Origin of the sequence: Pseudomonas sp. ATCC 43928 (assembly GCF_005938665.2) — a bacterium.
Taxonomy (GTDB): Bacteria; Pseudomonadota; Gammaproteobacteria; order Pseudomonadales; family Pseudomonadaceae; genus Aquipseudomonas.
The window spans coordinates 2,783,797-2,808,695 of sequence record NZ_CP041753.1 but is presented as its reverse complement, the minus strand read 5'-3'; the positions used below and the strand labels follow the sequence as shown (position 1 = coordinate 2,808,695).

Annotated in this window: 28 protein-coding genes and 2 pseudogenes; 25 read left to right on the top strand and 5 right to left on the bottom strand. The window is 53.6% G+C overall.

Features of this window, described 5'->3' with window-relative positions; all coding sequences use genetic code 11:
• Positions 1-6 precede the first annotated feature (6 nt).
• Positions 7-1,029, top strand: a complete 1,023-nt coding sequence (locus FFH90_RS13040; RefSeq protein WP_086945756.1) for an alpha/beta hydrolase — start codon at positions 7-9, stop codon at positions 1,027-1,029.
• Between the two features lie 89 nt (positions 1,030-1,118).
• Positions 1,119-2,327, top strand: coding sequence for an MFS transporter (locus FFH90_RS13035; RefSeq protein ID WP_168206162.1), 1,209 nt, complete (start codon positions 1,119-1,121; stop codon positions 2,325-2,327).
• A gap of 72 nt (positions 2,328-2,399) precedes the next feature.
• Here the strand turns inward: FFH90_RS13035 and FFH90_RS13030 are convergent, their stop codons facing one another.
• Positions 2,400-2,588, bottom strand: coding sequence for a short-chain dehydrogenase/reductase (locus tag FFH90_RS13030; RefSeq protein ID WP_081791079.1), 189 nt, complete (start codon positions 2,586-2,588; stop codon positions 2,400-2,402).
• A gap of 139 nt (positions 2,589-2,727) precedes the next feature.
• Positions 2,728-3,159: an Lrp/AsnC family transcriptional regulator gene (locus FFH90_RS13025; protein ID WP_019578517.1), complete on the bottom strand. Its 432-nt coding sequence runs from the start codon at positions 3,157-3,159 to the stop codon at positions 2,728-2,730.
• A gap of 200 nt (positions 3,160-3,359) precedes the next feature.
• On the opposite strand from FFH90_RS13025, the gene FFH90_RS13020 reads away from it, so the two are divergent.
• The 4 genes from FFH90_RS13020 (at position 3,360) to FFH90_RS13005 (ending at position 8,124) form a co-directional block, all read left to right on the top strand.
• Complete coding sequence (locus tag FFH90_RS13020) at positions 3,360-4,079, top strand: YitT family protein (RefSeq protein WP_018927730.1); 720 nt, start codon at positions 3,360-3,362, stop codon at positions 4,077-4,079.
• Positions 4,080-4,179: 100 nt separating this feature from the next.
• On the top strand, positions 4,180-5,664 hold the full coding sequence (gene amrS, locus FFH90_RS13015) for an AmmeMemoRadiSam system radical SAM enzyme (RefSeq protein WP_018927729.1): 1,485 nt from the start codon (positions 4,180-4,182) through the stop codon (positions 5,662-5,664).
• The gene (locus FFH90_RS13010) at positions 5,661-6,806 is read left to right on the top strand and encodes a PLP-dependent aspartate aminotransferase family protein (RefSeq protein WP_018927728.1); all 1,146 of its coding nucleotides are present in this window, start codon (positions 5,661-5,663) and stop codon (positions 6,804-6,806) included. Before amrS ends, FFH90_RS13010 begins: the two co-directional genes overlap by 4 nt.
• 61 nt (positions 6,807-6,867) lie before the next feature.
• Positions 6,868-8,124, top strand: coding sequence for a PLP-dependent aminotransferase family protein (locus FFH90_RS13005; RefSeq protein ID WP_138867300.1), 1,257 nt, complete (start codon positions 6,868-6,870; stop codon positions 8,122-8,124).
• A gap of 84 nt (positions 8,125-8,208) precedes the next feature.
• On the opposite strand, the gene FFH90_RS13000 is transcribed toward FFH90_RS13005, so the two are convergent.
• The gene (locus tag FFH90_RS13000; RefSeq protein WP_018927726.1) at positions 8,209-8,841 is read right to left on the bottom strand and encodes a LysE family translocator; all 633 of its coding nucleotides are present in this window, start codon (positions 8,839-8,841) and stop codon (positions 8,209-8,211) included.
• Between the two features lie 343 nt (positions 8,842-9,184).
• On the opposite strand from FFH90_RS13000, the pseudogene FFH90_RS30665 reads away from it, so the two are divergent.
• The 10 genes and pseudogenes from FFH90_RS30665 to FFH90_RS12960 all read left to right on the top strand — a co-directional run.
• Positions 9,185-9,307, top strand: a pseudogene (locus tag FFH90_RS30665) (RHS repeat domain-containing protein); the annotation flags it as partial.
• Positions 9,308-10,348, top strand: coding sequence for an RHS repeat protein (locus FFH90_RS12995; RefSeq protein WP_138867299.1), 1,041 nt, complete (start codon positions 9,308-9,310; stop codon positions 10,346-10,348).
• A 70-nt stretch (positions 10,349-10,418) separates the two neighbouring features.
• The gene (locus FFH90_RS12990) at positions 10,419-10,757 is read left to right on the top strand and encodes a hypothetical protein (RefSeq protein WP_138867298.1); all 339 of its coding nucleotides are present in this window, start codon (positions 10,419-10,421) and stop codon (positions 10,755-10,757) included.
• A gap of 328 nt (positions 10,758-11,085) precedes the next feature.
• Complete coding sequence (locus tag FFH90_RS12985) at positions 11,086-11,574, top strand: hypothetical protein (protein ID WP_138867297.1); 489 nt, start codon at positions 11,086-11,088, stop codon at positions 11,572-11,574.
• Positions 11,575-11,909: 335 nt separating this feature from the next.
• Positions 11,910-12,530, top strand: coding sequence for an RHS repeat-associated core domain-containing protein (locus FFH90_RS12980; protein WP_138867296.1), 621 nt, complete (start codon positions 11,910-11,912; stop codon positions 12,528-12,530).
• Between the two features lies 1 nt (position 12,531).
• Entirely contained in the window at positions 12,532-13,104 is a 573-nt protein-coding gene (locus tag FFH90_RS12975; protein WP_138867295.1) for a hypothetical protein, read from the top strand.
• 280 nt (positions 13,105-13,384) lie between these two features.
• A pseudogene (locus tag FFH90_RS30660) lies at positions 13,385-13,438 on the top strand (hypothetical protein); the annotation flags it as partial.
• A gap of 72 nt (positions 13,439-13,510) precedes the next feature.
• Positions 13,511-13,696 carry an NlpC/P60 family protein gene (locus tag FFH90_RS30655; RefSeq protein WP_218573884.1) on the top strand — a complete coding sequence of 62 codons (186 nt, stop codon included), beginning with the start codon at positions 13,511-13,513 and terminating at the stop codon, positions 13,694-13,696.
• Positions 13,697-13,799: 103 nt separating this feature from the next.
• Positions 13,800-14,216, top strand: coding sequence for a hypothetical protein (locus tag FFH90_RS12965; RefSeq protein ID WP_018927722.1), 417 nt, complete (start codon positions 13,800-13,802; stop codon positions 14,214-14,216).
• A 394-nt stretch (positions 14,217-14,610) separates the two neighbouring features.
• Positions 14,611-15,216 (top strand): hypothetical protein, encoded by a 606-nt coding sequence (locus FFH90_RS12960; protein ID WP_111454590.1) that lies wholly within the window; start codon positions 14,611-14,613, stop codon positions 15,214-15,216.
• 599 nt (positions 15,217-15,815) lie between these two features.
• Here the strand turns inward: FFH90_RS12960 and FFH90_RS30650 are convergent.
• Positions 15,816-16,277 carry a hypothetical protein gene (locus FFH90_RS30650; RefSeq protein WP_370694448.1) on the bottom strand — a complete coding sequence of 154 codons (462 nt, stop codon included), beginning with the start codon at positions 16,275-16,277 and terminating at the stop codon, positions 15,816-15,818.
• 366 nt (positions 16,278-16,643) lie between these two features.
• Here FFH90_RS30650 and FFH90_RS12945 point away from each other — a divergent pair, with 366 nt between their 5' ends.
• From FFH90_RS12945 to FFH90_RS12910, 8 genes are all read left to right on the top strand, one after another.
• On the top strand, positions 16,644-17,234 hold the full coding sequence (locus tag FFH90_RS12945; protein WP_018927718.1) for an amino acid synthesis family protein: 591 nt from the start codon (positions 16,644-16,646) through the stop codon (positions 17,232-17,234).
• 43 nt (positions 17,235-17,277) lie between these two features.
• Positions 17,278-18,111, top strand: a complete 834-nt coding sequence (locus tag FFH90_RS12940; RefSeq protein ID WP_064617118.1) for an alpha/beta fold hydrolase — start codon at positions 17,278-17,280, stop codon at positions 18,109-18,111.
• Positions 18,108-19,589 (top strand): aldehyde dehydrogenase, encoded by a 1,482-nt coding sequence (locus FFH90_RS12935; RefSeq protein ID WP_138867294.1) that lies wholly within the window; start codon positions 18,108-18,110, stop codon positions 19,587-19,589. Before FFH90_RS12940 ends, FFH90_RS12935 begins: the two co-directional genes overlap by 4 nt.
• A 12-nt stretch (positions 19,590-19,601) precedes the next feature.
• Positions 19,602-20,087, top strand: a complete 486-nt coding sequence (locus tag FFH90_RS12930; RefSeq protein ID WP_064617116.1) for a flavin reductase family protein — start codon at positions 19,602-19,604, stop codon at positions 20,085-20,087.
• Between the two features lie 60 nt (positions 20,088-20,147).
• Positions 20,148-21,623 (top strand): NAD-dependent succinate-semialdehyde dehydrogenase, encoded by a 1,476-nt coding sequence (locus FFH90_RS12925; RefSeq protein ID WP_138867293.1) that lies wholly within the window; start codon positions 20,148-20,150, stop codon positions 21,621-21,623.
• Positions 21,620-22,009 carry a carboxymuconolactone decarboxylase family protein gene (locus tag FFH90_RS12920; protein ID WP_008059553.1) on the top strand — a complete coding sequence of 130 codons (390 nt, stop codon included), beginning with the start codon at positions 21,620-21,622 and terminating at the stop codon, positions 22,007-22,009. The genes FFH90_RS12925 and FFH90_RS12920 overlap by 4 nt, the downstream gene beginning before the upstream one ends.
• An 86-nt stretch (positions 22,010-22,095) precedes the next feature.
• On the top strand, positions 22,096-22,848 hold the full coding sequence (locus FFH90_RS12915; protein ID WP_018927713.1) for a GntR family transcriptional regulator: 753 nt from the start codon (positions 22,096-22,098) through the stop codon (positions 22,846-22,848).
• A gap of 2 nt (positions 22,849-22,850) precedes the next feature.
• Positions 22,851-23,414, top strand: a complete 564-nt coding sequence (locus FFH90_RS12910) for an NUDIX hydrolase (protein ID WP_018927712.1) — start codon at positions 22,851-22,853, stop codon at positions 23,412-23,414.
• A 6-nt stretch (positions 23,415-23,420) separates the two neighbouring features.
• Here the strand turns inward: FFH90_RS12910 and FFH90_RS12905 are convergent, their stop codons facing one another.
• Positions 23,421-23,714, bottom strand: coding sequence for a DUF1330 domain-containing protein (locus FFH90_RS12905; RefSeq protein WP_138867292.1), 294 nt, complete (start codon positions 23,712-23,714; stop codon positions 23,421-23,423).
• Between the two features lie 71 nt (positions 23,715-23,785).
• Between FFH90_RS12905 and ribBA the strand changes: the two genes are divergently transcribed.
• Positions 23,786-24,895, top strand: a complete 1,110-nt coding sequence (gene ribBA / locus FFH90_RS12900) for a bifunctional 3,4-dihydroxy-2-butanone-4-phosphate synthase/GTP cyclohydrolase II (RefSeq protein WP_018927710.1) — start codon at positions 23,786-23,788, stop codon at positions 24,893-24,895.
• The last annotated feature ends 4 nt before the right edge of the window (positions 24,896-24,899 follow it).

The following is a 24,899-nucleotide window of genomic DNA, read 5'->3' as shown; positions in this document are numbered from 1 at the left end:
TATCCAGTGAAAGGCATTTTGCTTGCCCTAGGGCTGCTTGTTACCTCTTTTTCTTCAACGGGAGCCGATTTGTCGAACGGCGCGGACAACTTCTACAAAAGCGAAAAAGTGACGGTAGAAAAGGTCACCTTCAAGAATCAATACGGCATGAAGGTGGTGGGCAATCTGTTCATCCTGAAGAACCTCAATCCTCAATCGAAGAATGCCGCGATCATTGTCGGTCATCCAATGGGGGCAGTGAAGGAGCAGAGTGCAAACCTCTACGCCACAAAAATGGCCGAACAGGGATTTATCACACTGTCGCTGGACTTGTCCTTCTGGGGTGAAAGTGAGGGCACGCCTCGCCAGGCCGTTTCGCCTGATATCTACGCCGAAGACTTCAGTGCCGCCGTGGACTTTCTCGGCTCTCGCCCATTGGTCGATCGTGAACGTATCGGCGTCATCGGTATTTGCGGCAGTGGCAGCTTCGCCATCAGTGCGGCCAAGATCGATCCGCGCCTGAAGGCCATCGCCACCGTCAGCATGTACGACATGGGCGCCGCCAATCGTAATGGCCTCAAGCACAGTGTAACGATCGAACAACGCCAGCAAATCATTCGCGAAGCGGCGCAGCAGCGCAACGCCGAATTCTGGGGTGGCGAAGTCCGCTATACCAGCGGCTCACCACTGAAGCTGACCGGCAACGCCGTGGGTGACGAGTTCTACGATTTCTATCGCACACCGCGTGGTGAGGTCACCCCTGCCGGCGCATCGGCACAGACAACCACCATGCCGACGCTGACCAGCAACGTGAAATTCATGAACTTCTATCCGTTCAACGACATCGAGACGATCTCCCCTCGCCCACTGCTGTTCATTGCTGGCGCCCGGGCACACTCACTCGAGTTCAGCGAGGATGCCTACAAACGCGCGGCAGAACCTAAAGAACTGCTCATCATTCCAGATGCCGGCCATGTGGATCTTTACGACCGGGTCGACCTCATACCATTCGCCAAGTTGACCACGTTCTTCAAAAGCAACCTGAAGTAGCACTGAGCAGTGCCCTGGCCGGGCATCCGTTCTCACGCGCGGCCTCGTTCCCGGGGCCGCGACGCTTCGCGCATTACGGGATTCAATCAATGATCCAACACACGCTCTCAGCCCCGCGAAAACCTGAACAATCATGGGGTGCCGTATTCGCCATGTCGCTCGCCGCCTTCGTCCTGGTGGCATCGGAGTTCATGCCCGTCAGCCTGCTGACACCGATTGCCGCCGATCTGCATATCACCGAAGGGCAAGCGGGCCAGGGCATTTCAGTCTCTGGGCTGTTTGCGCTATTCGCCAGCCTCCTGACCGCTTCGGTGGCGGCGCGGGTCGACCGCAAGCCACTGCTGTTGTCCCTGACCCTGCTGATGATCGTTTCGGGAACCGTGGTCGCGTTCGCGCCGAACTACTGGGTGTTCATGGCCGGCCGCGCGCTGATCGGCGTAGCAATTGGTGGTTTCTGGTCATTGTCGGCGGCAACTGCCATACGCCTGGTGCCTGACGACCAGATCGCTCGCGCCATGGCAGTCGTCAATGGCGGCAACGCTCTGGCGACAGTGATTGCAGCACCTCTGGGCAGTTTTCTCGGAGCCTTCATCGGATGGCGCGGCGCATTTTTGTGCGTCATCCCGGTCGCGGTAATCGCCAGTCTCTGGCTTTGGGCGAGCCTTCCTGCGATGAAGTCGCAAAGCGGTTCAGGCACTGGAAATGTTTTCAGGCTGATGAAAAGCACACCGGTCGCGTTAGGCATGGCGGCGGTCAGTGTCTTTTTCATGGGCCAGTTCATGCTATTTACCTACCTGCGCCCGTTCCTTGAAACGGTCACGCACGTCAGTATTTCCATGCTGTCACTGATGTTGCTCGTCCTCGGCCTGGCAGGCCTCGCGGGAACCTTCCTGATTGAAGCATTCTTGAAAAATGGCCTGCATCGCACCCTCATCGTCATCCCGATATTGATGGCGGCGATCGCACTGGCACTCGTTTCGTTCGGCAGCTCTGCGACTACCACCACCGTCTTGTTGAGCCTCTGGGGGCTGGTTGCGACCGCGGCGCCGGTGGGATGGTGGACATGGCTGGCCAGAACATTGCCAGAGGATGCTGAAGCCGGAGGCGGCTTAATGGTGGCGATCATCCAACTGGCCATTGCATCCGGCGCAACCGTTGGCGGGCTGGTCTTTGACTCGAACGGCTATCAAGCGACTTTCGAGTTGAGCGCCACGCTGCTAGGCGTGGCGGCAGTTCTTGCCTTCCTGGCGGCACGCGCTGCCTCGCGAGAACCTGTTGCATCGGAGAGCATCGCTTGAAAAAACACAAGACATGCCAAGGCGAGTCTTGTGTTCCCTGTGGGGCAATCGGTTGCAGACTGGACGGTAAAATCAGCGTGCGCTGTCGATGATTTGGCCACCGTCAGGCGTCAGGCTATACCCCGTCAAAAATTGCCCATCCTTGCTGGCGAGAAACAGCACCACCGGTGCGATGTCCTCTTCGGGTGATCCATAACGGCCAAGTACGTTAGTGGGCGCAGGCACATCGGCCGCAGTACCCCAAGTGTCTGCGACCGGCATGACATTGTTCACCGTTCCTCAAAGAGCCGTGGACGTTAATTACCGATTCAGGGACAGATGAATCGCTGGTGGCGCCGTTCCGGGCAAACAAAATGATCACCCTTGAAATAGCTGACAGCTGACTGTTCTATGTACGGGCTCAAGGGACAAGCTTTCTTCTCTCGATGGGGACAGACAAGACAATGCTTGTACGTGTCTCACCGTACGCGTTGATCTTCGCAATGATATTTTCGATATCGGCCATTGACCTGGCATAGATCCTGATCAGGTAGGAGTCGTTACCCGTGACGTGCAGGCACTCAACGACTTCGGGTATGTCGTTGAGCGTCGCTATCAATTTGGATTTCGCAGGCTTGAGGGTGGTCATGCCGACGACAGCAGATATGCCGAACCCTAGTTTGGTTGGATCTAACTGAGCGCTATATCCCTTGATGACCCCAGAATCTTCGAGCTTTCGCAACCGATCAGTGGTGGCGGGAATAGAAAGACCTGCGTGCTTGGACAGCTCCGTGATGGAAATGCGACCAAAGTCCTGCACCTTCCCCAAGATTTTGATGTCTATACGGTCCATGTAAGCTCCCACAGCAAAAAGTATAAATTTTAATGAAAAGCACCCGGTTTTCATTAAAAAATAATGCACCAAAATAAAGCAGAGTGCTAGTCTATTTGCAGCCCGGTAAAGCCTAACAAGAACCCGGGTAATCAATAGCTCTGAATCCTTAGCGTTACGCACTGCATAATAAAATATTCTCCTCCAGGGATGGTGTTCGTATGGAAGATGAAAAAATAAAGTGTGAAAAAAAATCCTATCCATCATTCGCGAATTATATTGGAACGCAAGTCCTAAGTTTTCGTGATTTCAAGATGGATCAGATTTTTATGTATTTGGCTGGCGTCGCCCTTTTCTCGGTGGGGGCCAAGTTTTTCATAGTCAGTCAACTGGGGACTGACCCATTAGATGTCCTGATCATCTCGATAAATAAAATACTCATGCTCGGAATGGGCGTTTGTTCGGGTATCGTTTCTCTATTCTTTCTGCTGTGGTGGATGCTCTGGAACAAGAAATATCCTCCGATAAGCCCATTTGTTACAACCACACTTACAGGTCTGTTGATTGACCTCTGGTCCGTGCTGGGGCTTGGAGAGTATTTGATTGTCAGAGTGAATGAGTACACGATATTGGCGATGGGTCTGGTGCTGTGTGCTTATTCGTCTGCACTGATTATCATGAGCGGTATTGGTATCAGAATCATGGACCTTGTGGTGCTTACCATGGTGTCCAAATGGGCGTGGTCATTCACCAAAGCCAAAATGATAATTGAAATTGGCATCTTTTCAACCGGATGGCTTCTAGGCGGGCCCTTCGGTATGGGAACCATTGCATTCTTGTTGGTCATAGGCCCTCTTATACAGCCTTTCATGAATATAAACGCCAGGCGTTTTTCACTTAAGAATTATGGATTGACCAGCGTTTCTTCCGCCTATCAATAACTACTAGGGGATTGCTGCCACTGTGGCGGCGGGATTGTTTCGCCTCGACTATTTAAACCGATGATATTGACAGCAACTTCCGTAAAATGAGGAGTGAGAGATGGACACTACAAAAAATAAAAACTGGACCTTGGAAAGCACGCCTGCAAAGTTGGAAGAAATACTCCCGAACGGCGTTGTAAAGTGTCATCTTTCTCCCCGAAACTGTGTCATTCAGGAGGGTAAAGTAGGTTTTTGCAAGGTGCGCGGAAACAGAGGCGGCCGGTTAGTTACATTGAATTATGGCAAAGGCGTTCACAGCACCGAAGAGACCATCGAAACCGAGGCGGTATTCCACTTTGCTCCCGGAGAGCGAATCCTTTCCCTAGGCAATATCGGCTGCATGCTTAACTGCGGCTACTGCCACAATTGGAAGACCTCTCAGGCCAAGTATGTGACAGACAAAGATGTTTACTACTATACGCCTGAACAGGTTGTAGAAACCGCCTTAAAGCATGGTATACGCGTTATCTCCTGGACGTATAACGACCCTGTTGTCTGGCATGAATTCATCCTCGATACGGCAAAACTGGCAAAGGAAGCGGGCTTAATCAATTTATATAAATCAGCTTTTTTTATCAGTGAAGAAGCCATTGATGAACTATTGCCCGTCATCGACATATTCTCGATTTCGCTAAAATCCATCTCCCCCGAATACTATCGAAAAGTCACAACAGGCTGGGTAGAGCCCGTTCTGGCTGGCATCAAGAAAGTATACGATGCTGGTAAATATGTTGAAGTCAGCACCTTGATGGTTACCGATATCAGTGACGATGAGGATACCGCCAGGAAAATCAGCCAGTGGGTGCTGGATGAACTGGGCCCGAATGTACCGCTCCACTTTGTAAGGTTTCACCCTGATTATAAAATGAGTAATAGCATCAGGACGCCCGTGGATAGACTCCTGAAGGCCCGGGACATTGCCCGGAGCATGGGGGTTGAGCATGTTTATCTGGGTAACGTAAATGATGTCGAGGGCACCAATACCAACTGCAATAATTGTAACGCTCTACTCGTTACCCGCTACGGTTTGAATGCTGAACTGATCGGATTGGATAGCAACGGTTGCTGCACCCGTTGTGGGCACGACGCACACTTCAAGTTACTGGGCGAACACAAAGCGAACATGCCTGTTGAACTGCGAGAGGCTGCATTGACCTCTTACGAGAAGCGAAAGTTCGAGTGGCATGGGGATATCGTATCGCTGCACGCCCAAGTGCTGAATACTGAAGACTTTGAACAGACCGTCTACCTGCGGCGCAACTATACCGACGGGCTCAACAGTGATTGGAAATCACTGACATTGCGGCCGTATGAAAGCTATCGATTTATTATTGCCAAGGCACGAATTGATGAATCAGGCCCTGAAGTCTGGCTTCCCAAGGGGGTGAACTCAAATCTTCATGAAGTATTCGACAGGGCTCACTTCCCAACCGAGTCGATTGAAGAGATTGGTATTTCGCAAAACGACATCACGCCGACCATTGGGTATGAAGGCAAGCAGAACATGTATGAGCAGGTTATCAAACTGGTGAGCAAATCATGAGCGTGTCTACTGAAATACTCCACATCAGGGTCGATGACCGAGAGGCCCACCCATCCGTGACGCCTATTTATCAGTGCAGCGCTTTTAGCGCTGACTCGGCGTTCTTCTACTCGAGAAAAGCCAATCCCAATGTGACTGAGCTGGAACAGGTTGTCGCTGCACTGGAAGGAAGCGAATACGCCTTGGCCTACAGCACCGGAATGAGTGCCATCTACATGGTGCTGGAGCTGCTGAAACCTGGTGGGTCGCTGGTGATCAACAAATATATCTATGGCTGTTCTTATAAGCTGTTTCAGCGATATGCGGCACGTATCGGTGCGAAACTGACGATTCTGGATCTCACCACGGAAAGTGGATTGAAAGAGTTGCCGTCGGACGTGGACATGGTCATTTTCGAAACACCGACCAATCCCTTTCTGAAAGACATTGATATTCATGCGGTCAGCAAGGCGGTTAAGCAAAACAACCCACACGCTCTGGTGGTCGTTGACAACACGTGGGCCACTCCGATATTTCAAAAGCCTCTGAACTTCGGCGCGGATATTTCTCTGTACAGCGCAACGAAGTATTTCTCCGGGCATAGCGATGTCATGGGCGGCCTGGTACTCGTCAACAATGAAATGATTTATACGCGCCTCCTCGAAGGCCGCTTTTACTCAGGCTCAATATTAGCGCCTAATAGCGCATGGCTGCTCCGCAGAAGCATGCAGACATTTAACCTGCGCATGGAGAAACACAGCAACACAACCTCCAGCATGCTCAACTATCTACGGGAACTGCCCTTCATTGAGCATGTATATTATCCACGAGTCGATGGTAAACAATTGACCGGCTACGGTGGCATTGTGTTTGTTGATATTCGGCCCGATCTGGTCCCCTTTTACAAAACCTTCACCAGCTCCCTCAAATGGTTTGGAACGGGTACGGGAATGGCCTGTGTCACGTCAATGGTTGCGCAACCCTTTAGCGGAAGCCATGCCTCGATGACTGAGCAGGAAAAAGCGGATATGGGGATTGAAAAGGGGTTGGTACGATTGTGTTTTGGTTTAGAGGCCCTTGAGGATCTTAAAGAGGATCTGCTTCAGGCATTTGTGGCCATGGAAAATATGGCCAATCAAAAAAGTGCACTTAAACCTGCGTAACAGATGTTAATCATGAGCAACGAGCCTTCAACGGCTCGTTGCTTTTTATGGAGAAGCGAGATTGCCCAGCGTACTCGAAAAAACGATATTCGAAGACCCTACTCTGAACGTTATCCATCTTCTAAATTCCATTTCCAGTGAAAATCCAGAGGCAATCTCTCTGGCTTCCGGTCGACCTGACGACGAGCAATGCGACCTGTCCCTTATTGATAAAGGGCTGGCCAGCTATGCACGATACGCCGTCAATCCGGAACACTCGCTTGCGACACTACTTTGCCAATATGGAAAAACCACCGGAATTATCAACGGCATAATAGCCGAACACTTGCAGGTGGATGAAGGCATAAAGATTTTCAACCCTGAAAGTATTGTCGTGTGTATGGGGTTTCAGGAAGCTGCTACCTTGACACTGCTATCAATTTTTGAAGGAGGTGGTATTTTATTAGTGCCTGACCCTGTGTTTTCCGGAATAACGGGGATTGCGAAATTATTAAGAATAAAAATTGTACCCGTTCCCGAGGACACCTTCCTCGATCCATCTGCCCTGCGCAAGGTAGCTGAAGATCTTGAGTCCAGGGGGGAAAAGGTAAAAGCGCTGTACGCGATTTCAGATTTTAGTAACCCTACTGCTAACAGCCTTTCCTATGAAAACAGAAAGGCCATGCTCTCCTTGGCCAATGAAATGAATTTTTTTATCCTGGAGGATAATGCCTACAGCTACTTCAGGTACGAGGGAGATAAAATCCCCTTGATGAAGTCGATCGACAGTAGTCGAGTATTCCTTCTTGGTTCTTTTGCAAAGTCAATTTTTCCGGGATTGCGTATGGGCTATGTAGTCGCCCCGGAGAACGCTGGGGTGATTTCCTTTAGCGCCAGGTTATGTAAAGCCAAAAGCTTGATCACCGTCAATACACCTGCCCTGTGCCAGGCAATTGTCGGAGGTTTGCTGATAGAGAACAATTACTCTTTAAAACAGCTTAATCAACCAAGAGTGTTGTCTTACAGGCAAAAAAGAAACCATATGATTGAATGCCTTGAACGTGAATTCCCGGTCAAGGCTGGTTCTGAAAGAAGTGTCACCTGGAACCATCCAGAGGGAGGTTTTTTCATCAATGTACAGTTGCCCTTCACCTTTGAATATTTTGAAATGTGCGAGTGCGCCAGGAACTTCAAGGTTATTGTATTTCCCACTTCCTTGTTTTCGCTGACGAATCAGGCTGTCACTCAGGTCAGATTGTCGTTTAGCAATGCGACAGAATCAGAAATCAAACAAGCGATAGGTAGCCTCAGGGCGTACATTGAATCCAGAATTCAGTAAAGCATCCTCCCGTCAAACCGTAGGGGATTGATGCCAAGGCTTACTCATCAGCCAATAAGAAATAAGCCTTGCCTCATTTCCCTATTAAGCTGCTGTGGCGAGCATAACGCCAGTGGCTACTTGGTAGGCACCCAGAATGGTGATGGTTGACCCGGAAAAATAGTTGATCAACCTGAGCTTTGATTGGGAGATTCTGGTCTTGAATATGGAGGAGAATCCGCTCAATCCCAGCCACCAGACAGCCGAGCCTAGAAATATACCTGTCACCATAGGCAGCACTGAGTGCTGACCGCTTTGATCATTAGCCATGCCGTCGCTCATGGCAGCAAATATCGCAATAAACGACAGGATGGTCATTGGGTTCGACAGTGTCAAAAACAGTGTACTCAAGTAGGCTTTTAACAGGTTGGCTCGTTCACCCGCCAGGGCTGTTGAGCTCGCTTTCGATTTTATTGTTTGATAACCAATGTACGCGAGGAACATCCCCCCCAAAATACACAACCATGGCTTAAAGCTAATGAGTGTCGCTATGATGACTGTGATTCCCAGCGCACCGACAAATCCATAGATCGAATCGGCTGTGGCCGCCCCTAACCCTGTCGCGAAACCTGCTCTCCATCCAAGCGCAAGGCTCCTCTGTATGCACAACAACCCAATGGGTCCCACAGGGGCTGCAATACAAAGCCCAATGATCATCGACTTAATGAAAATCAACATAAATGCACCTCCGCAATTGATGCTTAAAGGTTAGGGGAAGTGCATTTTTTTATGAATTAATTATTTATTCCTATAGAGGCTTTTTCGATAATTTTGTAAGAAGTATTCTTATTTTTCCTTCATTATTAAGGTGCACTCTGTGATGAGCCTTACTAAACACGATCGGCATGCCATTCGCCTTCGACGATGACGCCGGCCAGGACGTTGCAGGCTTTTTCGTTTCTGCGTCGCTTTTGCATTTTTGTGCGATAGATCCCACTTCAGGGATCTCCCCTACCGCTCCTTCTGTCTCCGATGCCGTGGGACGAATAACCGGCTATACACACGACATCGCAGGCCGTGACTGACAGCTGACCCCACCTTCAACCAACTGACCAGTCACACCGATGGTCTGAGCCATACTACCAACTACAGCTACGACAGTTTGGGGCGTCTGACACAGATTACCGCCCCCTTGGGCAATACCGTGAAATTCACATCAGATAGCCAAGGGCGGGTGACGCAGATCACTGATCCCATCGGAGCGAATACCGCTCTCAACTATTCTCTTGGAGACCTCGCCAGCGTTAGTGACCCATTGGGGCGAACCACCAGCTACGTCACCGACAACGTGGGACGCGTCATGGCAATGACTGACACCGTGGGACGCCGCACCCTGATGGAGTACGACGTGTTGGATCGCAAAACCAGGATCACAGACCCGCCAAGAAGCGTGACCGGTTTTGCTTACGACACGAACAGTAATCTCCTGAGCGTCACTGACGCCAAGAACGGAGAGCATGCGTACACCTATGATGCTCGCGATCGTCGTATAACTTACACCGACCCATTGAACGCTACGCAAAGCTATGGTCTCGACGGCTTGGGTAATGTGACACAGTGGACCGCCCGCAATGGCGTCATCGCCACCTACACCTATGACGCCTTGAATCGCCGCACGCAATCAGCCTTCGGACAGACCTTGATTGGCAGTGGTCCCTCGTTGACAGCACCGGATGCCACCGTGGGCTACACCTTCGATGGTGGTAACCGTCTGACGCAGATTGTTGATACTCAAGGCGGCACGATCACCCGCAGCTATGACAATCTGGATCACCTGCTTAGCGAGACTACTTCCCTAGGCACCGTTTCCTACACCTACGATGCCGCTGATCGCCGCACCAGTATGACGGTGACGGGCCAGCCCGCTGTGAATTACACCTACGACGCTGGCAGTCGCCTGACCAATCTCAGTAACGGCAGCCAGAGCGCGGCGTTCACCTATGACGCGGACAACCGTCGTGCCACCTTGACCCTGCCCAACGGGGTGACCGTCAGTTACGGTTACGATAACGCCGGTCAACTGATCAACCTCAACACTTACACCTGGGATTCGCGCCAGCGCCTGAGCAAGACCGCAAAGTTCAAGAGGCCACCGATCAAATTAAAAAAAACCCCGGAAACTACCGAATTACAGGACCAAACTGCTCAACCACAGTGCATGACACATTTAGCGCCGGAGGAATAAACTCTATATATACAATATGGCCAAGACGACTGATGGAAAACTTAAAAGAAAATTACACCCCGGAGGCAAAATGAAACTCTCACGTCTTCTGATTTGGTCTGCAACTGCAGGAGCATTTACTCCTATCATTCTCCATATCATATGGCGCCTAGATAACAACATGCTTCTTCTTAGCAATAGTGCAAAAATAATATTACAAAAAATAACTTTAGCCTTATGGCCAAGTTCCTTTTTTATGCTAGCAGCAAGTGGCGATGAACCGTATTTATTATCCGTACTGGCAAATATTGCGCTTTATGGCATTCTGGGTATCGGCATATATTATGGGCTTACCAAACACTGGCTAATTCTAATATTCCCCATCCTGGGGACCTGCCTAATTTGGTGGGGTCTTTTCTCACTAAAATAAACAATGAGATTTTGTCATTACTCTGAGTATCATGGCAACGGCCCCAATCCGCATCCAGAGAGTGGTACCAATGGCCCATATGGTTTGCATAGGATTATCATCTTCAACGTTCCGGGGCGAACAGGAATGGGACTCCATTCAGGAAGAGCGAATAGCGGTGCACAAAACCATCCGACGCTGGTAGGCATCCGAACGACAGACGCTGCTATGGGATTCGTGCGTAATCTCATAACACCTGCCCCAGCAACATCCATGACTGCTATCATCAATAACGTCAATACTCCTCAGTTTGGTACCCAACAGTAGTGTGGTCGACAGGGTGATAATCATGATGCTCATCAGATTTTTATGCACTCGCTCCCTGACCTTCTTAGTCTTGTTGTTCGGACTTGGATTGGGATGTGTGTCACTCTCTCAGGTTTCGGCACACGGAAACTGCCCTCCCGAAATGAATAGCCAAGCAGGGTCTTTTTTAGTTGATGCGCGCGGAGATTGGCCCTCCCTTTTCAAGCATCAGAGAGTCTTCGCTTCTTGTGATGATGGTGAGCTTGGCGAGGGCTATTCTGAAGCAGTGGCGAACCTCTTCGCCCAAGAATGGGATCAGTTCGATACATTTGTTGCACTTGCAAAAACACACCCTGACTTTCAAAATTGGGCGATACGACATATCGATGCGACTGTCTCAGATGACGACCTAAATAGAATCATATTAAATTCCAACACATGCATTAATAATGCACCGGTGGAAAAACTTTGCAGGGTTATTCGACAGAGTGCTGAAAATGCCCTGATGGAATCTGCACGGATGCGACGATAAAATTTGGGGATAGGTTCTACGCCTATGTCAGCTGCATCCTTGCTGTATGACGCCAACGGCAATATGACCAGTGACGGCAGCAATACCTACACTTGGGATTCGCGCCAGCGCCTGAGCACACTCAAAGGCACCACGTCCGGGAGCTTCATTTATGAGGCGGCCAACAGACGCAGCCAGAAGACGATTGCCAGACAGACCACCGGGTATGTTTTCGATGGCCTCAACCTGGTGCAAGAGCTGACCGGTGCCGTCCCCCCGACGGTGCGAGCCAATCTCCTCACGGGCGGTCTCGATGAAATCTTCAGCCGCACCGAGGCGGCAACACCTACAGCTACTTGGTTGATGCACTGGGTTCAACTCAGGTTCTCACCGACAGCAGCGGAGCGCTCACCACGCAATACACCTATGACCCCTACGGCAAGACCAGCAGCAGCGGCTCCACCAGTGCTAACAGCCAGCAGTATACCGGGCGGGAAAATGATGGCACGGGGGTCTATTATTATCGGGCACGGTATGACTCTCCTAGCTTTGGACGGTTTATCTCAGGAGATCCGATTGGCTTGGCTGGAGGGCTTAATATCTATGCATATGTTCGTTGGAATCCGTTGAGTGGAATTGATCCATTAGGTCTTTTCGATATCCTCGCTTATAGCCAATGGATGAATTATCACGCACATACAAGTTCTCAGCATCAATGCACGAAGTATGTTCGGCGAGGTCTCGAAGCTGGAGATGCAGATATTACTGGGCACCCTAGCGATGCGAGAAATTATGGGCTGACGTTGACAAACAATGGGTTTACGCCTATTCCTTCAGAAAATTACACTCCTCAAGCAGGTGATACCGTAGTATTTCAACCAAATCCTGGCGGAAATCCGTCTGGATATATTGAAATATTCATTAGTGATCAATGGGTGTCGAACTTCAACAAAAATCATTTCTCACCAGGCATCTAACATGAAAACTCGACATATCAAATATATCGAGCACCAAATCAATAATATAAAATCTATAACATTAGTCTACTTGCGAAACCTGGTATTCCTGCATATCGTTGGAGTGCCGCTTCTATTTGCACAACCTGCCTACCCACAAGATGCCGAATCGACAGACATTGTATATCAACTATATAAGAATTATGGTTGGGAGGCGCTATTCTCATCTCCAGATGATGCCAAGAAGAGCATTGGAGACCCTCTTCTAATGCAATCGAAGGAAGAACTCGAGAAGTATTTTGATGACAAACTTGTGCACCTCATTTTAAAGGAGGCAGACTGTATTGCAAAAAATCCCGGCGAGACTTGCAAGTTAGAGTTTAATCCAATATTTGCCTCACAAGATGCTTCCGCATCAGAATTAAGCATAAAGAGCATCAATCCAAGGCGCGTTGACGTGCAATTTGTTTATCCATCAAATCATGAAAAAATCAAGCTTTCGTATGTAATGATTGATTCTCCGAAAGGATGGAGAATTGCAGATATCAAATATATTGACAGTCATGCATCACTGAAGAATCTTCTGGAAAGATAAGGTAATGTAACCCCCACGGTACAGGCCAAATCTCCTCACGGGCGGCTTGGATGAAGTATTCAACCGCACCGAGGCCAGTGGCAGCACCTACAGCCACTTGGTTGATGCGCTGGGTTCAACCCCAAGCACTTGCCGACAGCACTGGCGCGCTCACCGCGCAATACACCTATGACCCTTATGGCCAGACCAGTAGCAGCGGCTCCGCCAGTGTTAACAGCAGCAGTACACCGATCGAAAAAATGATGGCACGGGTCTCTATTACTATCGGGCACGGTATTGCCAACCAGGTTTTGGGCGTTTTATCTCGGGAGATCCGATTGGTCTTGCGGGAGGGATAAATATATTTGTCTATGTATCGGGAAACCCGACAAATTTCATTGATCCATTTGGTTTAGAACTTGCCCCAGTGCAGCAGGCAGCTGTGGAGCTAGCAGCCCAAGACTGGTCAAGTTCCAACGCCCCATATGTCTGGGGCGGCGCTACGAAGACTGGGGCAGATTGTTCAGGATCCATTTCATTGATCTACAAACAAGCAGATATTGATATTGGACGAATGACAAGTGGCCAATTCTCTAGTAGCTTCCTCAAATAGAGATGTATGGAGCGCCTCACACACAGGAGGGCCAGTTTTTGGTCCCGCCAAAAGCTCCTGGTACGGCGCGCCGACTTTGTATCGTTACAAAGGAAATTAACCGATGAGCATTCCAAACATTAAGATCTTCATGATTGCAATTTCGTGCCTATTGCCGCCATTGACTGCATGGGCCAAATCACCCTGTGATGGTATTGACCGACGTTTAAACTTATCTGAAATACCGAAGCTACGCATAGAGGTGGGACATCAATTAAATGTCGACAACGTAGAGATTTTACAATCTTTTAAAAGCCTTAGCTGGACGATTTTGTATGCAGCCTCAGATGAGACTGACCCTGCATTTTTATTTTATTCAGACAACCCAATCAACCATCACTTTATAACTCTATGGAGTGGCGGAGCGAAGCCTGATGAGGAGCAAGCTATTAGTTCATGGCTTCAGAAAAACGCCAAAGGTATTCCTACCAATCTAGCGCAATGTTTTGTATGGCATGTGACGAAAGATCGAGACATGTAAACAAATCTCCGCTCGAAAAGCTAAAACATCTTTCCCCATGCTGGGGGGAAGATCGATAATTTAGGCCACATCAAACAAGGTCAAGCCCGACTCCCCACATTGCTTTACGGTGAGGGCGGCAGTTGTCAAATATACGCCCCCAAGCGACAATCAGTTGCAATGGCAGCTAATGCACCCGATTAGCCCCGGAACTCCGCATTCCACCGATCGCCTTGGTGACACAATAAACACCATGGATAGAACCAACAACATTATCAGCCCTGATGGAACTGAAAGAATTACAGCATCTGTTAGTCCATCGAATGACTTGTTTGACGACGAATGAGAACACCCTGCGTACGGGGGTAATTCTCCAGGAAAGATACTTCATTGATCTATTGAAAGGTGGTGCGCCATGATCATAAAAAAGTCGACACTTGAATTTTTGTTTACGCTACTCACACTTACAAGCTTAGGCATGCCAGCTTCGGGGAGTGATAGTTCACCCCATTGCCGAGAGGCAGTCATGATGTTTTTAACCACTCCAGAAAAGCGTACTCTTATTGCATTATCAGAAGCTAGCGAAACTGAATGCTGGTCGGTTATCGAGCAGTCGAACAGCAACCTCAACCAATTGATGCATTTGGTTGAACAAGGAAATGATTGGAGCGCTCAGTATTTAGTTGAGCACTTAAGAGTGCTAGATGGCGGAAATTTAGAAGACTCACTTATAGCGCTGGGGCTATTTTCTGACCACCATATGGAACGCTTATTGATTTTCGCGAAGAAAGGACAGCTCTCAAAGCAGGAACTCAGTGACACCTTAACCATGCTTCCACTTTCATTGAGTGATAATCCAGCGGGCCAATTGGATTATCTAAAGGCAAGAAGAAATCGAGTGATGCGCGTAACGAGAAAAAATCTATCTGAGCAAAAGACTCTAGCACTAAGCGCTATCGATAATTTTGAGTCCGAGATCAGGTCAAAAAACCCGCAACTCATTGAAAATCCTCAGCATTAGATTAGTGCTTTCATCACCCCCAAGCTCTACATCAAACTGGGCCGAGCCTCAATGTAACCACCTTGAAGGTTCGCCAGGCCAGAAAGACTGCTGTAAGAGAATTCTCGCCAGCAGCCAAGGCAGTGAGACGATCCTCTCTTCGAGCGGTTCGAGGATTAATCCCCTTTCGCATTTTCAGTCAAAGGCATATGTACATCTCCTCGTCTCGATCGATTGAGGAGAGATGTACGGGTTCCAGCAATGCGTCATCTATCTGAAAACCGGCATGCCCTGGGACCGGATTTCGACGTACGTTTTAATGTACAAAAAAGCGTGGCTGGGGGTGGTTCTCAGTAGAAATCACTGGAACGAAAAAAAGAGGCAAAAGCCTCTTTTTTCAATGCTGACAACAAAATACCGCGCAAAAAAAACGCCACTCAATGAGTGGCGTTTTTCTGTATTTGGAGCGGGAAACGAGACTCGCATCTAGCGTCCTACCCATTGAAATCTAAGGGTTTTCTTTTATTCCTGCTGCAGGAATGGACTTGATTCTGGACTTGTTTTCAGGGTGTATCAAGAGCAAAAAAGGAGTGAATCCACGCCACGCTATTGGAGCCTACCTATAGCCAACTGACGATTTTTGCGGCTACGAGGCCAGCTTTGAACTTGGTGTCATCGAACTTGTGCCGCCATGGATCAAGCTGCCAATAGGGAATGCGCTGACCGCGATTCCCCTGGCTCAGAAGCAGTAAGCGTCGAGCCTTGATATCGCGATTGATCTGATCGCGAGATTTACCTGCCAGCCTGGCGAAAACCAGCAGCGGCAAGTTACTCGAAACCTCAAACGTGGCCGACATTTCAGCTCGTTCACGCTGGATGTCAGACACGTGAGATTTGTGAGGTTTTTCTGTCCGTATCGGTGCAGGTACGGCAGGCGATCGGTTGCGCCCAAGGGGGGCTTTCTCGCTACTGACCAGCATCGTCGATGCGACGGTCGCCGGTACAAAGCTTCGGTAGCTGAGCCACAACTGCACTTGCCTTCGGATTTGAACGTCACCTAAATCGTCGAGCATCGAATTCAATAGCAGCTCGTCCTCACAGTCCAGAATCTTACGTGCAGGTTGACCGATTTCCAGATCAAGAGGTCAACAGCGACAGCGCGATCACGGCCTTCCAAGACGTGACTCCAAGCAGCAACAAATCCCGGTGCAATGAACATCCATGTTTTCACTCCAATAGTTCCCGTAGTCGTACACCTCACCGACCATCGACCGCTACAAGATCGATAGCACCAGTCCTGCTGCAGCGATGTACTCCGAGCAACGGGCAATACCTGCCCTCCCTTTTATCGCCTTCCGACCAGAAACCCATAGAGGGGACTTGCGCAACCAGTATTATGGTATACCATCATACGCACAGACACTCTTACCCTTACAACGGAGCAGCTCATGAGTTTCGAAATTCGCAAGATCGTCAGCTATGTCGAAGAAACCTTTATCGAAGGCGGCAAGGCTGCCGACAAGCCCGTGACCATGGTCGGGCTGGCCGTGGTGATGAAAAACCCTTGGCTGGGTCGCGGCTTCGTCGAAGACCTGAAGCCGGAGATCCGTGCCAATTGCTCCGACCTCGGCGCGCTGATGGTTGAACGCCTGGTGGGCATCATCGGCGGCGCCGAGAAGATCGAAGCTTACGGCAAGGCCGCGGTGGTTGGCGCCGATGGCGAAATCGAGCACGCCTCTGCCGTGATCCACACCCTGCGCTTCGGCAACCATTACCGCGAAGCGGTCAAGGCCAAGAGCTACCTGAGCTTCACCAACAAGCGCGGCGGCCCGGGCACTTCGATCCAGATTCCGATGATGCACAAGGACGACGAAGGCCTGCGTTCGCACTACATCACCCTGGAAATGCAGATCGAAGACGCGCCGCGCGCCGATGAAATCGTCGTGGTACTGGGTTGCGCCGATGGCGGCCGCCTGCACCCACGCATCGGCAACCGTTACATCGACCTGGAAGAACTGGCGGCCGAGAACGCCCAGTAATCCGATCAGTCACCACAACAAAAAAGGCATGCAGGAGCGCTCCATGATTCGGCTCACCGCTGAACGCACCCCGGCTGGCACCAGTTACCTGGCGACCGGCCAAGGCCAGCCCGTGGTTTTGATCCACGGCGTGGGCCTGAACAAAGAAATGTGGGGCGGCCAGGTCGTTGGCCTGGCCACAAAGTACCGTGTGATTGCCTACGACATGCTGGGCCATGGCGCCAGCCCGCGCCCGGAAAGCGGCACGCCCCTGCTGGGCTATGCCGACCAGTTACTGGAGTTGCTCGACCATCTGCAATTGCCTCAGGCAACAGTGATCGGTTTTTCCATGGGCGGGCTAGTGGCGCGGGCGTTTGCCTTGCATTACCCGCAACGCTTGCAAGGCCTGGTGGTGCTCAACAGCGTGTTCAACCGCAGCCCCGAACAGCGTGCCGGCGTCATCGCGCGCACCGCTCAAGCGGCCGAGCATGGCCCGGATGCCAACGCCGAAGCTGCGCTGTCGCGCTGGTTCAGCCGTGAATACCAGGCGGCCAACCCGGCGCAGATCGCCGCGCTGCGCCAGACCTTGGCGGGCAACGATCCGCAGGGCTATCTGACCACGTATGAGTTGTTCGCCACCCAGGACATGTACCGCGCGGAAGATCTGGGCAGCATTCAGGTGCCGACACTGGTCGCCACCGGCGAACTGGATCCCGGCTCGACACCGGAAATGGCCAAACAACTGGCCGAGCGAATTCCCGGCGCGACCGTTGCCGTGCTCGCCGAGCAGCGGCATATGATGCCCGTAGAATCGCCGCGCCTGGTCAACCAGCTGTTGCTGGAGTTTCTCGACACGGCAAACGCCCGACAAAACCAAATAAAGGGGATCGTTGCATGACACTCGCACGCTTCCAGATGTGCATCGGCGGTGAATGGGTCGATGCCCTCTCCGGCAAGACTTTTGAAAGCCTGAACCCTGCCCTGGCGCAAGCCTGGGCTGAATTACCCGATGCCGACGAAGCCGATGTCGAACGCGCCGTGCAGGCCGCGCAGACGGCTTTCGACAGCCCGGCCTGGCGCGGCTTGACCGCCACCGCTCGCGGCAAACTGCTGCGACGCCTCGGTGATCTGATCGCTGAGAACAAAGAACAACTGGCGCAGCTGGAAAGCCGCGACAATGGCAAGCTGATTCGCGAAACCCGCGGTCAGGTCAGCTACCTGCCGGAGTTTTTCCACTACACCGCGGGTCTGGCCGACAAACTCGAAGGCGGCACCCTGCCCCTCGATAAGCCCGATCTGTTTGCCTACACCGTGCATGAAGCCATGGGCGTAGTCGCGGCGATCATTCCCTGGAACAGCCCGCTGTACCTGACCGCGATCAAACTGGCGCCAGCTCTTGCGGCAGGCAACACCATCGTGATCAAACCGTCCGAGCACGCCTCGGCGACCATTCTGGAGCTGGCTCGCCTGGCGCTGGAAGCCGGGATTCCGCCGGGGGTAGTCAACGTCGTCACCGGTTACGGCCCAAGCACCGGCGCCGCCCTCACCCGCCATCCGCTGGTGCGCAAGATCGCCTTCACCGGTGGCGCCGCGACCGCACGGCATGTGGTGCGCAGCAGCGCGGAGAACTTCGCCAAGCTGTCGCTGGAGCTGGGCGGCAAATCGCCGAACATCATCTTTGCCGACGCCGACCTCGACAGCGCGATCAACGGTGCGATTGCCGGGATCTATGCGGCGTCCGGCCAGAGCTGCGTTTCCGGCTCGCGACTGCTGGTGCAGGACGACATCTACGACGAATTCGTCTCGCGTCTGGTTGAACGCGCCAAGCGCATCCGCATTGGCAACCCGCAGGAAGACAGCAGCGAAATGGGCCCCATGGCCACCGCGCAGCAATTGGCGGTGGTCGAAGGCCTGGTGGCCGATGCCATCGCCGAAGGTGCGCTCCTGCGCCTGGGCGGCAAGCGTCCAAAGAATCTGGGCGATGGCTGGTTCTATGAGCCGACCCTGTTCGAGTGCGACCGCAACTCGATGAAGATCATGCAGGAAGAAGTCTTCGGCCCGGTGGCCTCGGTCATCCGCTTCAAGGACGAAGCCGAAGCGCTGGCGATTGCCAACGACTCGCAGTTCGGCCTCGCCGCCGGCATCTGGACCCGCGACCTGGGCCGCGCCCATCGCCTGGCCCGGGACGTGCGCTCCGGGATCATCTGGGTCAACACTTACCGTGCGGTATCGGCCATGGCGCCAATCGGCGGCTTCAAGAACAGCGGCTATGGACGCGAAAGCGGCATCGATTCGGTGCTGGCCTACACCGAGCTGAAAACGGTGTGGATCAACCTGTCTCAGGCGCCAATGCCTGATCCCTTCGTGATGCGCTAGGAGACCGCCGACATGATCGAACCCGGCATTTATAAAGACGTCATGAGCTCGTTCCCTTCCGGAGTCACGGTGGTTACCACCCTGGACCCGGACGGCGGCATCGTCGGCATCACCGCCAGCGCCTTCAGTGCGCTGTCGATCGACCCGGCACTGGTGCTGTTCTGCCCCAATTATGCCTCCGACACCTACCCGATCCTGCGCGACAGCAAGCAGTTCGCGATTCATCTGCTGTCCGCCGACCAGACTGCCGAAGCCTATGCGTTTGCCGGTAAAGGCAAGGACAAGGCCAAAGGCATCGACTGGCACCTCAGCGAGCTGGGCAACCCGCTGCTGGGCAAAGCCACCGCGATTATCGAGTGCGAACTATGGCGTGAGTACGACGGCGGCGATCACGCGATCATCGTCGGCGCGGTGAAGAACCTGATTCTGCCCGAGCAACCGGTGACGCCGATGGTCTATCACAAAGGCAAGCTGGGCCCGCTGCCCGCGCTGGCCTGATATTTATCTTCAGGGGCGCAGGTCCATGTGGCAGCGCCCCCCACTTTCTTAGGAGCCGGCATGAGCCCAGCAGCCTTGCAACTGTTCCGCCAGCAGGCCTACATCGACGGCCAATGGCTGGATGCGCCCAACGGTGCCTGTCAGGACATCTTCAACCCGGCCAACGGCGAGCTGATCGGCCAAGTGCCCAACCTTGGCGCCGAACACGCGCGCCAGGCCATCGCCGCCGCCAATAATGCCTGGCCGGCCTGGCGCGCACTGACCGCCAAGGAACGCAGCGAGACGCTCAAGCGCTGGCATTCGCTGATGCTCGAAAACGCCGACGCCCTGGCGGAAATCCTCACCCTGGAACAAGGCAAACCCCTGGCCGAAGCCAAGGGTGAAATTCTCTACGCCGCAAGTTTCATCGAGTGGTTCGCCGAAGAAGCCAAGCGCATCTACGGCGACACCATTCCCAGCCACAAAGCCGATGCGCGCATTGTGGTCAGCAAAGAGCCGATCGGAGTCGTCGCGGCGATCACCCCGTGGAACTTCCCGTCGGCGATGATCACCCGTAAGGCCGGCCCGGCGCTGGCGGCCGGTTGCCCGTGCATCGTCAAACCGGCCCCGGAGACACCGTTCTCGGCGCTGGCCATGGCCGCGCTGGCGGAACAGGCCGGGATTCCACCGGGCATTTTCAACGTGATCACCGGCGACGCCGTGGCCATCGGTGGCGAACTGACTGCCAGCCCATTGGTGCGCAAACTGTCATTCACCGGCTCCACTGCAATCGGAAAGTTGTTGATGGCTCAGTGCGCGCCGACGCTGAAAAAAGTCTCGCTGGAACTGGGGGGCAACGCGCCCTTCATTGTGTTCGACGATGCCGACCTGGAGCGTGCCGTGGAAGGCGCGCTGATCGCCAAGTTCCGCAATGCCGGGCAGACCTGCGTCTGCGCCAATCGCTTCCTGGTGCAGAGTGGTATTCATGATGCTTTCGCCACGCGCCTGGCCGAACGCGTGGTGCAACTGAACGTGGGCGACGGTTTTGAGGCAGGCGTCACCCAAGGTCCGCTGATCAACGAACGCGCGGTGGCCAAAGTCGAAGACCACGTGCAGGACGCCCTCGCCCAGGGTGCACAACTGCTTTGCGGTGGCGACCGCCATGCGCTGGGCCACGGTTTCTTCCAGCCAACGGTGCTGGCCGGCGTAACCGGTGAGATGAAAGTCGCTCAGGAAGAAACCTTCGGCCCGCTGGCCGCGGTGTTCCGCTTCGACACCGAAGCCGAGGCCGTGCACCTGGCCAACGACACCGAGTTCGGCCTCGCCGCCTATTGCTACACCCGCGACCTGGGCCGGGCCTGGCGCATGAGCGAAGCGTTGGAGTACGGCATGGTCGGGATCAACGAAGGACTGATTTCCACCGAAGTCGCGCCGTTCGGTGGCATTAAGTCCTCGGGGCTGGGCCGCGAAGGTTCCAAGTACGGCATCGAGGATTATCTGGAACTCAAATACACCCTGATGGGCGGGCTCGACGACTTTGGGAGCACACAACGATGAGCAACGAAAAGTATGAAAAAGGCCTGAAAATCCGCACCCAGGTGCTGGGCGAAGCCTACGTGAACCGCTCCATCGAGAACGCCGACGACTTCACCCGGCCACTGCAGGAAATGGTCACCGAGTATTGCTGGGGCCACGTCTGGGGCCGTGAGGGTTTGTCGCTTAAAGAGCGCAGCATGATAAACTTGGCGATGATTTCGGCCCTCAACCGGCCGCACGAACTCAAGCTGCATGTACGCGGTGCCTTGCGTAACGGGCTGAGTCGTGAACAAATACGCGAAATTCTGCTTCAGGTCGGTATTTATTGCGGTGTCCCCGCTGCCGTAGACAGTTTCCGGCTCGCCCGTGAAGCCTTCGCCGAAGCCGATGCCGAGGCCTCCAGTTAACCCTTGGCTGCTGTGATGACCTGAGCACGATGATCCTCGATCGACGTGCTCTTTTTGCATGGACAGCCACACTCAGAGCGGACCCCATGAAACGCCTGCCACTCGACGACAGCTTCAAGGTCAATCGCAACCCCGTTACCCTGCGCGAAATCGTGCTGGATAAACTGCGTAGCGCCATCATGAACTTCCAGCTCCTGCCGGGAGACCGACTGGTCGAACGCGATCTGTGCGATCGCCTGGGCGTCAGCCGCACTTCCGTACGTGAAGCCTTGCGTCACCTGGAATCCGAAGGCCTGGTGGAGTTCGCCGACGCCAAGGGCCCACGGGTCGCGATCATCACCCTGGCCGATGCCGTCGATATCTATGAGCTGCGTTGCGTGCTCGAAGGCCTGATCGTTCAGCTGTTCACCCTGCGCGCCAAAGCCAAGGACATCAAGGCCCTGGAAAAAGCCCTGGAAGAAAACCGCAAGGCCCTCAAGGAAGGCGAACTGCAACAGGTCATCGATTCGGTGCAGGGTTTCTACGACGTGCTGCTCGAAGGTTCCGGCAACCATGTCGCCGCCACCCAGCTGCGCCAGTTGCAGGCCCGCATCAGCTACCTGCGGGCGACCTCGGTGTCCCAGGAAAACCGTCGCGGCAGCAGCAACCAGGAAATGGAACGCATGGTCGAGGCGATCAAGAGCGGCGATCCGCTAGCCGCTCACCAGGCTTGCGTCGACCACGTGCGCGCCGCCGCTGCTGTGGCTCTCGATTACCTGAAACGCAAACAGGAAGAAACCGGCGCGATCCCAGAGATCACGCTGCCCATCGCCCTTAAAGAACCGCGCATAGGTCGCTAATCATGTTCAGCCCGAGCTTTTGTCCGAAGTGTGGCGGCAGTGACCTGGGTCAGCAGCTACCGCCGGGCGATACGCACGAGCGCCTGATGTGCCGCGGTTGCGGCTACATCCATTACATCAATCCGAAAATCATCGCCGGTTGTATCATCGAACAGGACGGCAAGTACCTGCTCTGCCAGCGCGCGATCCCGCCGCGCCCTGGTACCTGGACGCTGCCGGCCGGCTTCATGGAAGCTGGCGAGACCACCGAGCAGGCAGCGCTGCGTGAAGTCTGGGAAGAAAGCGGTGTGCGCGCGGAAATCCTCTCGCCCTACTCGATCTTCAGCGTGCCGAAGATCAGCGAGGTGTACATCATCTTCCGCGCCATCGCGCTGGAGATCACCGGTCAGTATGGGCCGGAAACCCTGGACTACAAATTCTTCGCGCCCGAGGACATTCCCTGGGACAGCATCTATTATCCGGCGATCCGGCAGATCCTCGAACGCTATATCGAGGAACGCCAGGCCGGGGTCTACGGCATCTACATCGGCAACGACGACAGCGGCAAAATTCACTTCATCCGCTGATATCCCCTAGGGCGCCACGCCTTCGACAATGATCACTTCGGCCCGAGCCACGCCCTCGCGGTGCCGTTTCGCCTCTTGATATTGCTCGCTGTGGTAACAGGCGAGCGCCTGCTCGTAAGAATCGAATTCGATGACCACGCTGCGTTGCGGCGTGCGGCGACCTTCCATCGCTTCGCTGCGCCCGCCCCTGGCAAGCATCCGCCCGCCATATAACGCGAAGGCCGCCGGTGCCCGCTGGGTGTATTGGCTGTATTGATCGGGGTCGGAGACATCCACGTGAGCAATCCAGTACGCCTTCATAGTGACCTCTTGGTTTATTTTGTATTATGGTATACCAATAAATATACCCACCCAACACTGAGAGTTCCAGCATGGCCTTCAACAGCATCGAAGAAATCATCGAAGACTACCGGCAAGGCAAGATGGTGCTGCTGGTCGATGACGAGGACCGGGAAAACGAAGGCGATCTGCTCCTCGCCGCCGATCGCTGTACCGCCGAGGCTATCAGCTTCATGGCCCGCGAAGCACGGGGCCTGATCTGCCTGACCTTGACCGATGAACACTGTCAGCGCCTGGGGCTGGAGCAGATGGTGCCGAGCAATGGCAGCGTGTTCAGCACCGCGTTCACCGTGTCTATTGAAGCCGCCGTCGGTGTGACCACTGGCATCTCCGCCGCCGACCGTGCACGTACCGTCGCCGCGGCGGTTGCCGCCGATGCCGGGCCCGCCGACCTTGTGCAACCGGGTCATATCTTTCCGTTACGCGCCAAAGAAGGTGGCGTACTGACCCGCGCCGGCCACACAGAAGCCGGTTGTGACCTCGCCCGCCTGGCCGGTTTCACCCCGGCGTCGGTGATTGTCGAAGTGATGAACGACGATGGAACCATGGCCCGTCGCCCGGACCTAGAAGTGTTCGCCCGCAAACACGGGATCAAGATTGGCACCATCGCCGACCTGATCCATTACCGCCTGAGCACCGAACACACAGTGGTGCGCATCGGCGAGCGCGAATTGCCGACGGTGCATGGGACTTTCCGGCTGATCACCTTCGAAGACCGCATCGAAGGCGGCGTACACATGGCGATGGTAATGGGCGACATCCGCCGGGACGAGCCGACGCTGGTGCGGGTGCATGTGATTGATCCGCTGCGTGATCTGGTTGGCGCCGAATACAACGGCCCGTCCAACTGGACACTATGGGCGGCCCTGCAGCGAGTGGCTGAAGAAGGTCGCGGCGTAGTGGTCGTGCTGGCCAATCATGAGTCGTCGCAAGCGCTGTTGGAACGCGTGCCTCAACTCACCCAGCCGCCGCGACAGTTCAGCCGCTCGCAATCGCGCATCTATTCTGAAGTAGGGACCGGAGCGCAGATTCTCCAGGATCTCGGGGTGGGCAAGTTGCGTCATCTCGGCCCACCACTGAAATACGCAGGCTTGACCGGTTACGACCTGGAAGTGGTAGAGAGCATCCCTTTCACCGAATGAGTCC